We start from the raw sequence: 12,537 nt of genomic DNA, 5'->3' as shown, positions 1-12,537 counted from the left end.
CTATCTCTTCTCAGCCAAGTTAAGATACCAATTTTTTATCTCTTCAAATTCCCTACTCACATCCATATTAGTCAACAACCCTTCTTGCTCATTAGGTGATAAGGGTAACCAACGCCCTTCGGTGTTAAGTGTTTTCCAACGCAATGGAGTAGATGATCGTTTTTTAGGATAAAAGCCTATTGTAGGAACATTCATCGCTCCTGCAATGTGTAATGGCCCAGTAGAGCCAGCAATAAATAAGTCTGCGGTTGCAATAGAACACATAAAATCAGAAACCCCATCATTCTTATCATATAAGCTGACATGCGGAATCTCGTCTTTCACCAACGCCACTAAGGCTTGAGAAATAAGGGTCTCGCCTGGACCTGCTGTAATTACAAAATGAAAAGTATCTAGTGTGTTTAAAAACTTTATCAAGACAGCCCATTGCTCAAGCAATAAAGTGTTTGAAGAGCCTCCGGTAACTGGGTGTATAAAACAACGCTTATACTCGTTATTAACACCCACTTTCTCTAACTTAACTAATTGACTAGATAGAGTATCTGCATCATAAAAAAACATCGGATCTATATCACTCTCAACTCTGCCACCTAAGACTTCAATAAAGTAACGAGCTAGGTCCAGATTATATTCAAATTCTGGTTTAAGGGATTGAGAACGACGCTGACGCAAAGTATGAGTATATAAAAATTGCACCCATTTAGTAGCAGGAGCAACACGTATCGGAATTTTAGCCTGCCTAACCAAAGTGGCATTATAGCTATCCGAGAACAAACAAAGAACGGCATCAAAATTTTGATCTTTAAGCCCTAGTACCAGTCTTTTTTTATTTATAGAGTTTTTGGTATCAATAATTACGTCATCAATCCATAAAAAAGACGAAGCAATGTCTTGGGTATAACCAGGTACTAATGCTGTAATTTTAGCTTGAGGGAACGCTTTTTTAATTAATTGTATTGAAGGTAAAGCAAGAACAAAGTCCCCAATCTTATCATTACGCACAACTAAAATTTTCTTTATCTGAGACATCAACTTCATCCTTACCAACGACCAAGCTTATACAAAACGATCTTAAACTTAAAAAAACGAAAAAACGTGGGTATTATTTCACTCACGCCAACAACATAACTTACTCTAAATAACCTTGACTATTTCCGAGCATAACTCAATTACATTACTTCAGACTTTTATTCAGTAGTAACAAACGTTGCAATTAATGGTGATTATTTTACAGCCTGTCGAAGAATTAAAAACACCTAATCTATTTTTTTACAAATTCGATAAAGAAACCAGCAAAGAAATCGCTTTTGAACTAATCTAAAATTAAAACAAGGAGCTAGATATGAAATTTGAATTGGTTGATCGTCAAGGCTATATTCCAGACCTTAATTATGGTGAAGCGGAAAAAGAGCTTGCTGGCTTTATTCCCAGCAATTATTCCTTTGAGCAAATTAGCTTTAACGACGGTGAAGGGAAGGCAGTTATAGATAAGCATACTTGGTACTTTTTCTTCACCCATGAAGGGATAGGTATAAAGCTTATGGATGGCATTGTCTCTCTGAAAGAGGCTGAACACTTTCTACTTGCGATAAAATCCCATATTTGGGGAGAAAAACACCAGCAAGTTCAGATCTTTATCGCTGGAGTTACACCTAGGTAACCTCATGACAACCCTCCTTTGGAGGGTTTTTTCTTTATACTTTTTCGCGGCTCAAAGGTGTGACTAACAAGTACTAGGAAGATGAATCTCTTTGCATACGTTTCGCCCATTGACTCCAAGATCCAACATACACCTGCCTTGCTTCTATACCTGCATAGTTTAATGCCAATACGTTGTGACAAGCTGTAATACCAGAACCACAATAGTAAACATAATCATCACTGTTACCGGATAACCAATCCTGCCATTCAACATGCAGTTGCTCTGCTGGTTTAAAGCAGCCTTCGATATCCAAATTATCACTAAAAGGCCGATTAATGGCGCCCGGGATGTGTCCAGCAACAGGGTCTATTGTTTCATTCTTACCATTGAATCGATCTGAAGCTCTTGCATCTACAAGCTGAAACTGTCCAATTTCAATATTTTCAACAACAGCCTGTTCATCAACAGCCCAAGGAAACGACACTTCGAACTCATAATCTGTAGAGATAGTAGAATTAGAATCTAATGACACCCTAAACCCACGCCTTAACCATGCAGGGAAACCACCATTAAGGACTCGAACATTAATTCCTTGCTGTGCAAGCATCCACCAAGCACGAGCAGCTATAGCACCTCCCATATCATCGTATACAACAACTTGGCTGGAAGAATCAATTCCCCACTTACTCAGCTGTTTAGAAAAAACCGCTTCACCTATTAAAGGGTGTCGACCAGTAAGTTCTGTTTCTGGCGCAGCAAGCTCATGATGTACATCAACAAAGATTGCACTAGGAATATGTCCATTATCATATTCCAATTTACCTTTAGAATGATCCGTTAAATAAAATCGGCAATCCAATACAATAACATTCTCCTGCCCAAGCAGAGTTTTCAGTTCATTTGTATTTATGAGTGTTTTTAATAACACAAGCATTCCTTAGACAATCGTCAACAATTTTAAAGCAGACTTTGCTTCTTTCTTATAAATCTATTTTGCTTATTCAATTTTTGCTAAAATTTGTGTTTATTACACTAACTATTGAGTTTCTTTATGTTACGTATCGACCTAATACTTACAGAACAAGGCATAGCCAAGTCACGTTCACAGGCACAAACCTTTATCAGCGCAGGTCGAGTAGCGTATAAACAAGATAAAAAATGGACACTCGTTAACAAACCAAGCCTTAAACTACCTGCAGATATAGAAATAGACCTTACACCCGACGAAGCGGATAAATATGTCTCTCGTGGAGCACTGAAACTTGAGGGGGCATTACGGCACACTCAACTCAACATTGCAGGTTTCCAAGTATTAGATATCGGCCAATCTACAGGAGGCTTTAGTGATTGCGCTATTCAGCACGGTGCAGCTCATGTTCTCGGTGTAGAAGTCGGTCATGATCAACTAGACTCTAGATTACGTAATAACCCGAAAGTAACTTGTTTAGAAGGCGTTAATGCTCGTCATCTTTGTATTGAAGATTTGAATGGCCATTTTCCAGAAAATGGCTTTGACCTTGTAGTAATGGATGTCTCTTTTATCTCTCAAACTAAAATACTTCCCCAACTTCCAAGTTTATTAAACACAACTGGACACCTTATTACACTAGTCAAACCTCAATTTGAAGTTGGCCAAGAGTTCGTTGGAAAAGGAGGAATAGTAAAAAACAAGCAACGTGTAAGCCAACTTACAAAAGACATACAGGCTTTCGTTAAAACATTAGGATTTGAAGTGAAATGTTATATAGAGAGTCCAATTAAGGGTGGAGATGGAAACCAAGAGTATTTATTGTGGGCAACACAGAGGGAATCATAAGCTATGACTATGGATTTATTTAAATCAACTCATCAAAATTAATAGGCCGACTTGATACCATGTCTTTCGTTTCCTTTTTCTCCAATTGGGTAATGTAGTTTCTCGCCATATAAAGCCCTAAGCATCCAAATATTACTGAGCCTATCGCTTGGCCAAAAAGTATACCTTCAGCACCCATGAATAAAGAAAACACAACAATTAAAGGCCATGTTCCAAACGTAGCGCGACCAAAATTAAGCAAAGTACTATTCAATGGTTTACCTAGATTGTTAAAAGCTGCAATCGAAATAAACAAAAGACTTTGAAAAAAGAAACTAAAAGAAACAAAAGTGGCAAAGAATCGAATCAAATCCGCACTACCTTGAGTGGCATTAAAAACGTCCACCAGCCAATCCTGCATTTGATACAAAATAATGCACAACACCATACAATAACCAAAAGCATAAATCACAGCGCTACTTATTGTGCTATGCATACGATCAAAACGCCCTGCACCATAGTTTTGGCCTAAAATAGGGCCAACTGCCCCAGATAAAGCGAAGACACCACCAAATACCACAGGAATAATTCGCCCAATCACAGCGACCGCAGCAACCGCATCATCACCAAAAGTCGACGTGTGTGCCATCACAATGGCATTAGCCAGAGGCGAAGACATATTAGTCAGCATGACAGGAACCGCAACGACAGTAATGGACTTAGCATCTTTAAAAAAGTCCATTAAATCAAACTCGCCTAGCATTTTATGAACATAAACAACGCCATAATAGGACACCGCAATCATAGAAAAACGCGCCAGCAGTGACGCAATAGCTGCACCCTGTACGCCTAAACCAAAAGCAAAAATAAAAATTGGGTCTAATACAGCATTAATCAACCCACCAATAAGTGTGGCATACATAGCACGACGGGCATCTCCTAGAGCACGCATAATACCCGAGCCAATCATACTGATCATAACAGCAGGCATACCGAGCACTAGAATTTGTAAATACCCTGTTGCTAAATCGAGTGTTCGGCCTGTCGCACCAACAAATAAAAGAATATTTGGAATTTTAGGCCACATTAGCCAAACGACCGCTGAAGAAAAAAATATGCCAAACGCCAACACATTTACAGCACGGCGCTTTGCCAATTCAATATCGCCTTCTCCTATCGCCTTAGAAACCAACGCCGTAGCTGCAATAGAAACAGCAATACTTAAAGAGATAGTGAAAAAAAGAATCGCACTAGAAAAGCCAACAGCCGCAACAGCTTCTTTTTCACCCAACATAGAAAGAAACAACATATCAACAAGATCAACAACGAACATGCACATCAAACCAAGCGCCCCCATTAAAGACATGCTGACAACATGCTTAAAGGTTGAGCCTTGTGTAAGTTTTGCTGAGTTGGACATGAAACCCCTTTGAATATTATGTGTAACCAAGCGTTGAAAAATGCAAAAAACCGGACAAGCCATTGCTTGTCCGGTTTTTTTATTTTCTCATGTATAGGCTATTGAGAGAATGCCTACTTTGAGGATAAATCTAGTGAAGATTATTATCTCGATTAAAAACTATTTTCTCCACATCCAAAAAACGTTCCGCGAAATGAATAGTCATCCCCTCCTTCACTGAGTCTGGTAATTCTTCAAAGTCTCGACGATTAGGTTCAGGTAATATAATTTCACTTATTTTACTTCGTTTCGCAGCAATCAGTTTTTCTCTAATGCCTCCAACGGCAAGCACCTGACCCGTTAATGTCAGCTCCCCTGTCATAGCTAACCCTCTACGAATAGGTTCGTTTCGAGCCAAAGACATTAATGCCGTCGCCATAGTTACACCTGCACTTGGCCCATCTTTAGGTGTCGCCCCTTCAGGAACATGTAAATGAATCAAACTTTTATCAAAAAATTCTGGTGATTTTTGATAACTCTTCGTATGTGAAAACACATAAGAATAAGCAATTTCAGCAGACTCTTTCATTACGTCACCTAACTTACCTGTGAGTTTTAGGCCGCGAGTTAATTCATGCACCTTATTTGCTTCAATCGGCAAAGTGGCTCCTCCCATTGATGTCCAAGCTAAACCAGTAACAACACCAACCCCTTGTAAGGTTTTTTCAGGACGGAAGTAAGGCATACCTAACAAAACTTCAACATCTTTAATTCCTACATTGATGTGGTCTTTTTCACCTGTCATCAAGGTAACAACAGATTTGCGTAAAACTTTCTGCAAGAGTTTATCTAAACCTCGCACACCTGCTTCACGAGCATAGTGCTCGATAATATGACGCAATGCCGCATCTGTAATGTTCAACTGTTTTTTCAGTAACTTATTTTTCTTGAGCAACTTCGGCCACAAATGCTGCTTCGCTATGGCCAGTTTTTCATCACCAATGTAGCCAGACAAACGAATAACATCCATCCGATCCAACAAAGGAGAAGGAATCGTGTCTAATTGGTTTGCCGTACAGATGAATAAAGCTTTTGATAAATCAATACGCATATCTAAGTAGTGATCTAAAAACTCGCTATTCTGTTCAGGGTCTAACGCTTCCAGTAATGCAGACGCAGGGTCACCCTGAAAAGAGTTGCCAATTTTATCTATCTCATCAAGCATAATGACGGGGTTTTCTACTTCAACATCTTTTAACGCTTGTACAAACTTACCTGGTAAAGCACCTATGTAGGTTCGTCTATGACCTTTAATTTCAGCTTCGTCTCTCATTCCGCCTAAACTAAAACGGTAAAACTTACGATTTAAAGATTCAGCAACCGACTTACCAATCGAAGTTTTACCGACGCCAGGGGGACCTACGAGTAGCAAAATACTTCCACCCATTTCGCCTCGGTGTGCACCCAGTGCCAAAAACTCGACGATGCGATCTTTGATATCTCCCAGTCCTGCATGATGAGATTCGAGAACATCACGAGCTAATGCAATATCTAAGTTATCTTTAGAATGAACACCCCAAGGTAACGACGTCGCCCAATCCAAATAATTACGTGTTACGCCATATTCTGGCGAACCCGTTTCAAGAATACTTAATTTATGTAGTTCATCTTGAATTTTTTCACTCACGGCTGTTGTTAAAGTTTTCCCCTCTAGACGGGACTCAAACATTTCTACATCTGACGTGCGGTCATCTTTAGAAATACCGAGTTCTTTCTGAATGATTTTAAGCTGCTCTTTAAGAAAAAAATCTCGTTGATGCTGACTAATTTTGTCGTTTACTTCTGCACTGATTTCATTGTGTAGCCGAGCTATCTCTAACTCTTTTCTTAATAATATAAGAGACAAATGCATGCGGGTTTTCACCGGTATCGTCGCTAACACCTCGTATAATTTATCTGGCTCTGCAGACGTAATTGAAGCGGCGAAGTCGGCTAGTAAACCAGATTCATTAAACGAAAAACGTCCTAAATACTGCTTTAGATCTTCACTGAATAAAGGATTTAGGCGAATCAATTCTTTAATCGCGTCTAAGATACCAATGGAATAAGCCTTGGACTCATCGTCATTAGACTTTACATCACTTATATAGCGAACTCGGGCCAGATATGGAGCCGTATCACTCAACCACTCAACAACCTCAAAACGCTTAACACCTTGCGCTAAAAAAGTAAGCTTATCGTTTTGTTTCTCAGCTTTGTGCATTCTAGCCACACAACCAATTGAACGGAACGATCCAACAGAAGGCGCTTTACTACCGGCTTTTTCAGCGTACACCAAACCAACAACAGCTTGTGGATGCTCAGCTATGCGTTCTAATGTGTCTTCCCATTTATCTGCATCCACCATAACAGGTTGGACTTGTGCAGGAAAAAATGGACGGCTAGAAAGCGGGAGTATAAATAAAGTTTCCGGTAGAACATCATCAGGTAGTGCTAACCCTTTAGGGTCACTAATAACCCCTTCCTCTGGCATTACACCTTCATCATTTTCTATATCAATATATTGTTCGTCATCGTTCATAATAAATATCTCAATAAATCCATCTTACTTATTTCAAAGCATGAAGCCGCGATGTGATTTTCTATTAGGTTACCCTCTATGTAATGACGATCTTAGCGAAAACAACACTAAACTAAGTCTTTTAAGCTTCTTACTTACCTCTAAAATACCAACCAAAAGGACAAGATTAACTATTTGGTCGATATACACTTAATGCTATTATATAAACAGAGAGCAAGACACTCATCAATCAACGCCCCAAGCGATATAAAGGAAAGGCCAATGACCCGCGACGAACTGCTTAATACCTACAAAGACATATTTGTGATCAAGCACCCTTTTGTACAACATAAACTAACAAGTCTTCGCGATAAAAATACCAGTACACGTGAATTTCGCATGCTAGTTGAAGAGCTAGGTACTCTTATTGGCTATGAAGCCACTAGAGACTTAGAAACGGCAGATATTGAAATAGAAACGCCATTAGAAAAAGCTATGTGCCCAGCACTAAAAGGTAAAAAGCTTTGTATCGTGACCATCATGCGAGCAGGTAATGGTTTAGCGGAAGGTGTACTAAAATTATCTCCTTCAGCACGTGTTGGTCATGTTGGCTTATACCGTGACCCTGAAACAAAACAACCAGTTGAGTATTACCTAAAAATGCCTCATTCGGTAAACGAACGTACCATTATCGTCGTTGATCCAATGCTTGCGACAGGTAATTCTGCCATTATGGCAATCGATAAAATGAAAGAAATGGGTGCTACTGATATTCGTTTTATCTGTCTTTTTGCCGCTCCTGAAGGCATTGAAGCATTCAAAAAAGCACATTCAGATGTGGCTATGTATATTGGCGCAATTGACCGAGAATTAGACGAAAACGCTTATATTCGTCCAGGTGTTGGTGATGCTGGAGACCGTATTTACGGTACCCGATAAGCTGATTAATTTAAGTGAAAAGCCACTTTTTCATTAAGAAAAAGTGGCTTTTTAAAAGCTATTTCAGGCTAACTCTTCAATGCTAAAAAAGCCCCAGCACTTGCCATAATTCCACCCGATGCACGATTTAACGTTTTCATAGAACGCTCAGATTTCATCAAACGCCTCGCTTGAGAAGCACACACAGAAATAAGGTTAATGCCTAACATAAGTGCTGTAAAAGCAAGAACAGACGCTATGACAATATCAAACCCACTTAATACGGTTAAATCCATAAAGGTCGGCAGAAATGCAACATAGAAAAGAATGACCTTAGGGTTCGATGCTGAAATCATAAAGCCTTGAATAAAGCTCGCCACTTCACTTTTTGACTCAAGCTGTGCGAAATCTGCGGTAGATGTTGATACTGGCGACACCCACATTTTCCAACCTAAATAGATAAGGTACGCTGCACCAACATAACGAATCACTAAGAAAACGCCTTCCCAAGCAGATGCAATCGCAGCCAATCCAAAACACGCCATAACTAAATAAACAATGTCACTCATCACCATGCCAACGCAAAGAGAAACACTAGCACGGGCACCCTTCGTCATACTTTTCGCAATAACAGCAAAGACTCCAGGACCTGGCGTTACAGCAAAAATCAAAATTGCGAAGAAAAAAGTAATACCACTTTCTAATGTCATATCTCATCCTCTATTACTCGACAACCAGCCAACACCATACGCGTAATAAATTGCTTAGCATCCTCGTAGTCCGATTCTTCCAAATTTTCTTTTTGTAACATGATTTTAACTTGTGCATCAAAATCCGCATAAGTCTGAGTCATTGCCCAAATACTGATAAAAAGATGCTCAGTAGAAACCGGAGCCATTAACCCTTTATCTACCCATATTTGTATCGTGGCTTTCTCTCGTGCTAATTCAGTGACAAATAATCGCCTCAAATAATCCAAAACGAAATCTTCTTCGCCAATCAGAGCCATGGCAAAAACTTTTGATGCGTTTTTATTAAGACGAGATTGTTCTATTTTTTCACTAATATAACGTGATAAGTTCTTTTGTGGTCCATCATCAACATTAAATTCGCTAACAGAACTCAGCCAAAGATGAAGAATTCGCCCTAATACCGCTTCTAATAAATCTTTTTTAGAACGGTAGTAGTAATGAATATTAGCCTTGGGAAGACCTGCTTCATTAGCAATCATCTGCGTTGTGGTTTTGGCCAAGCCTTGGCGAGCAAAAACACGCTCTGAGGTTTCTAAAATAAGCTCTTGGTTTTGTGCTCGAATATGAGATTTCAACTGATCTTTTGGTCGTTTAACTTCACTCAAGGATTAGCCTCGCTGATCAAATATCTACTAAAAAGGGGGATATTCTCATATTGCATTATCATCCCTAGCAATACGTCATAAGAATAGCATTTTTTAGAATAGGCACGAAGTGATAACAAAAAATCAGCATAAAAAAAGGGAGCCGAAGCTCCCCATTTCCCCTCGTAGCAGAGACGTTAGTGACTATAGGCATTCGTCACTAGGCTAACTGCTACACCACGTTGGCGCTGTAATTGATTGCAATATACCATTGCTAAATCAATGTTCTTGAATCAATGGAAGAACCCATTGCCGGCAACGAAGATTACAAGCCGGAGGAGCCATGCTAATTTGTGGTTATTAAAAACGATTAAAATAAACCATACAGCACAGACACTTATAAAAATGATGCATTGATTATAGACAGGTGATATTTCAGTGCAATAGTTTGGATGTAAATAATTGACCGATCGATCAATTATTTACATTTATTGCAGTTTTTTAGGCATTGGAGATTTTGAAACGCGGTTCCGTCCCTTCTTTTTCGATTCATACAAGGCTTCATCTGACCGTTTCAATACAGAATCAGGAAGCTCACCAAGAGAGGCAAAAGCAACACCAATACTAACGGTAACACTCACGTCGATTTCTTTCTTCTTTTTTGGATCAAACACTTCTACTAGTGCATCAGATATACTTTCCCTAACAAGCTCTAGCACATTAACTACATCATCAAGATGTTTATTATTACGAAATACAATCGTAAACTCTTCACCACCATATCGAAAAGCCACACCAGGGTTAGAAAAACGTTTCAGTTGAGCCGCCACACTTTTAAGTACTTTATCTCCCATATCATGGCCATAAGTGTCATTAAATTTTTTAAAATGATCAACATCAACCATAGCAATAGCGTATTGCCTAGGCAATCCCACCAATTTTTCGTTTAATGCCCGCCTTCCCGGAAGCTTAGTCATATCGTCGAGATAGGCCATTCGGTGACTTTCCATCAACAAAAACCAAATCCACAGTAAAAGTTGTGCAGATAAAAGCGTATCAAATTGAACACCAGAAATAGCAAAATGGCTGACAATTAACAGACTAACAATACTAATTAATCCACATGCTCTGAATATGTCACTACTCAGCCACCACGCAATACCTAACGCAGATGAACTAACAACTAAAATAAACCAAAGTAAAACAGTAGACCAACTAGTAGAGGTGTAAAGAAAGGCACTGTCTAAGAAAGCAAACGACACCCAACTACGTTCAATTGCATAGCACCAACAAACCAACATCAACACAAACAGTATTCGATTAACTGCAAATCTGTTGAAAAAACCTCTCTCAGACACAAAACCTAATAACGCGACACAAAAACAAGATACAACTAAGTATGCAGTTAATGACGCACCCTGATCGAAGTCTCCATACAGTTTTGGAATCAAAAGTAATAATACAAGAATAAATACTCGACCTTTATTGAAGTGCCAAGCAAGTAAAATAGCGACACTAGCTAAGATAAGCGGTAATAAAGGTAACAGACTGAACCATAACGGCGGTAACTGACTAACGTGTAAGCTCGCGTAGACACTCACTATTAAAATTAAACACGGAATTAACAATGAACTTAAACGCTCAGACATAAAAACCTTAAACCCATCGAACCATTCGATTAAATATAAACGACATATTGCCTCGAAAAAGATTATTTTTCATTAATTCATTCACAATAATATGAGTTAAAAACCAAAGAGAGAACTGATGAGTTAGCGATAGAAGCCACATAACAATCCCGTAATATTAATGTGATTGATACTCTTTCTATACTTAATGAGGTCATATTCAAGCCCTAAAATTGTAAGGAAGCAGTAAGGGAAATTGTGAAAGCTTTCGTTCAAACCTATTAAAGTAAGTCTATAATGAGGATAATGAGAAACTTTTTATCAAGGAACTCTAGCTAATTACTTAGGTAATTACTTAATGAAGAGCAAACCTGAAATAATATATATTTGAGAATCGTACTCTTATGAAAAAGAAAATACTCTGGACAGTCTATCCCATACTGATACTCATTATATTGAGTTCATTCATTAGCTATCAGTCCGAAAAAAATCAGGACAATAACTCAATTGATGACTACCAAAGTGAAAATGAAGCAAGCCCTTATGAGAAAAGCTACTTCAAGTCTCATCCTATTGATGCAACGCCTCCTAACTTTAAATCCATAACAGATATAAAAGAACGGAAGAAAACGTTTTTTAACTATTTAGCACAATTCGTATATGAGAAAAATACTCTTATCCTTAAAGATCGTGAGCGCATATTAGCCCTAATAGACAACAATAAAAAATTGTCTAAGAAAAATAAAGTATGGATTTCAACGCTTAGAAAATCACATAAGTTAAAGACACTTAATAACTACTCAAAAGACGATTTAAGAGAGTTATTAGATCATGTTGACGTTGTTCCTGCTTCCCTTGCATTAGCTCAAGCGGCAAATGAGTCTGCTTGGGGGACTTCTCGCTTTGCAACCAAAGGTAATAATTTTTTTGGCCAATGGTGCTTCAAAAAAGGCTGTGGTTTAGTGCCTGAATCAAGAGACATCGATGCGGATCATGAAGTTCGTAAATTTCACGATGTTCGAGAGTCTGTTTTTGCTTATATAGACAATTTGAATAGCAATAACGCCTACAAAACTCTCCGCGCTTCACGTTCAAACCTTAGGCAAAACCAAGAGTCTATAACGGGTCTTAGCCTTACTAATGGATTAATAAACTACTCTGAACGTGGCTTAGCCTACATAGAAGAAATAGAAGGTCTAATTAACTACAACAAGTTATGGCGCTTTAATAACCATGAAGAAAACTAAAAATGGCAGTTA

At 38.6% G+C, this 12,537-nt stretch carries 11 protein-coding genes; 4 read left to right on the top strand and 7 right to left on the bottom strand.

The features are described from left to right. Positions 1-1,029, bottom strand: a complete 1,029-nt coding sequence (locus IF202_RS01910) for a glycosyltransferase family 9 protein (protein ID WP_191593180.1) — start codon at positions 1,027-1,029, stop codon at positions 1-3. A 313-nt stretch (positions 1,030-1,342) separates the two neighbouring features. Here IF202_RS01910 and IF202_RS01905 point away from each other — a divergent pair, with 313 nt between their 5' ends. Beyond that, positions 1,343-1,660, top strand: coding sequence for a hypothetical protein (locus tag IF202_RS01905; protein ID WP_191593179.1), 318 nt, complete (start codon positions 1,343-1,345; stop codon positions 1,658-1,660). A gap of 73 nt (positions 1,661-1,733) precedes the next feature. Here the strand turns inward: IF202_RS01905 and IF202_RS01900 are convergent, their stop codons facing one another. Continuing rightward, on the bottom strand, positions 1,734-2,570 hold the full coding sequence (locus IF202_RS01900; protein ID WP_191593178.1) for a sulfurtransferase: 837 nt from the start codon (positions 2,568-2,570) through the stop codon (positions 1,734-1,736). Between the two features lie 123 nt (positions 2,571-2,693). Between IF202_RS01900 and IF202_RS01895 the strand changes: the two genes are divergently transcribed. After that, positions 2,694-3,458 (top strand): TlyA family RNA methyltransferase, encoded by a 765-nt coding sequence (locus IF202_RS01895; protein WP_191593177.1) that lies wholly within the window; start codon positions 2,694-2,696, stop codon positions 3,456-3,458. A 19-nt stretch (positions 3,459-3,477) separates the two neighbouring features. Here the strand turns inward: IF202_RS01895 and IF202_RS01890 are convergent, their stop codons facing one another. After that, complete coding sequence (locus IF202_RS01890) at positions 3,478-4,857, bottom strand: MATE family efflux transporter (RefSeq protein ID WP_191593176.1); 1,380 nt, start codon at positions 4,855-4,857, stop codon at positions 3,478-3,480. Positions 4,858-4,987: 130 nt separating this feature from the next. Then, positions 4,988-7,417, bottom strand: a complete 2,430-nt coding sequence (lon, locus tag IF202_RS01885) for an endopeptidase La (RefSeq protein WP_191593175.1) — start codon at positions 7,415-7,417, stop codon at positions 4,988-4,990. A 261-nt stretch (positions 7,418-7,678) separates the two neighbouring features. Between lon and upp the strand changes: the two genes are divergently transcribed. After that, positions 7,679-8,335, top strand: coding sequence for a uracil phosphoribosyltransferase (upp, locus tag IF202_RS01880; RefSeq protein WP_191593174.1), 657 nt, complete (start codon positions 7,679-7,681; stop codon positions 8,333-8,335). Positions 8,336-8,403: 68 nt separating this feature from the next. Here upp and IF202_RS01875 read toward each other — a convergent pair whose 3' ends face one another. The 3 genes from IF202_RS01875 to IF202_RS01865 form a co-directional block, all read right to left on the bottom strand. Beyond that, the gene (locus IF202_RS01875) at positions 8,404-9,024 is read right to left on the bottom strand and encodes a LysE family translocator (protein ID WP_191593173.1); all 621 of its coding nucleotides are present in this window, start codon (positions 9,022-9,024) and stop codon (positions 8,404-8,406) included. Then, complete coding sequence (locus IF202_RS01870; RefSeq protein ID WP_191593172.1) at positions 9,021-9,671, bottom strand: TetR/AcrR family transcriptional regulator; 651 nt, start codon at positions 9,669-9,671, stop codon at positions 9,021-9,023. The genes IF202_RS01875 and IF202_RS01870 overlap by 4 nt, the downstream gene beginning before the upstream one ends. A 467-nt stretch (positions 9,672-10,138) precedes the next feature. Then, a complete protein-coding gene (locus IF202_RS01865) occupies positions 10,139-11,299 on the bottom strand; it encodes a GGDEF domain-containing protein (RefSeq protein ID WP_191593171.1) in 1,161 nt (386 codons plus the stop codon). 383 nt (positions 11,300-11,682) lie between these two features. On the opposite strand from IF202_RS01865, the gene IF202_RS01860 reads away from it, so the two are divergent. Then, the gene (locus tag IF202_RS01860) at positions 11,683-12,525 is read left to right on the top strand and encodes a glucosaminidase domain-containing protein (RefSeq protein ID WP_191593170.1); all 843 of its coding nucleotides are present in this window, start codon (positions 11,683-11,685) and stop codon (positions 12,523-12,525) included. Positions 12,526-12,537 lie beyond the last annotated feature (12 nt).

Source organism: Marinomonas colpomeniae (assembly GCF_014803385.1).
GTDB classification, from domain to species: domain Bacteria; phylum Pseudomonadota; class Gammaproteobacteria; order Pseudomonadales; family Marinomonadaceae; genus Marinomonas; species Marinomonas colpomeniae.
The sequence above is the reverse complement of the archived record's forward strand: the minus strand, read 5'-3'. Positions and strand labels throughout refer to the sequence as shown.

Excerpts from the sequence above, each read along its gene's own strand:
- IF202_RS01860 (WP_191593170.1), top strand. The coding sequence starts at position 11,683 with ATGAAAAAGAAAATACTCTGGACAGTCTATCCCATACTGATACTCATT.
- IF202_RS01875 (WP_191593173.1), bottom strand. The coding sequence starts at position 9,024 with ATGACATTAGAAAGTGGTATTACTTTTTTCTTCGCAATTTTGATTTTT.
- lon (WP_191593175.1), bottom strand. The coding sequence starts at position 7,417 with ATGAACGATGACGAACAATATATTGATATAGAAAATGATGAAGGTGTA.
- IF202_RS01890 (WP_191593176.1), bottom strand. The coding sequence starts at position 4,857 with ATGTCCAACTCAGCAAAACTTACACAAGGCTCAACCTTTAAGCATGTT.
- IF202_RS01895 (WP_191593177.1), top strand. The coding sequence starts at position 2,694 with ATGTTACGTATCGACCTAATACTTACAGAACAAGGCATAGCCAAGTCA.
- IF202_RS01905 (WP_191593179.1), top strand. The coding sequence starts at position 1,343 with ATGAAATTTGAATTGGTTGATCGTCAAGGCTATATTCCAGACCTTAAT.
- IF202_RS01910 (WP_191593180.1), bottom strand. The coding sequence starts at position 1,029 with ATGTCTCAGATAAAGAAAATTTTAGTTGTGCGTAATGATAAGATTGGG.
- IF202_RS01865 (WP_191593171.1), bottom strand. The coding sequence starts at position 11,299 with ATGTCTGAGCGTTTAAGTTCATTGTTAATTCCGTGTTTAATTTTAATA.
- upp (WP_191593174.1), top strand. The coding sequence starts at position 7,679 with ATGACCCGCGACGAACTGCTTAATACCTACAAAGACATATTTGTGATC.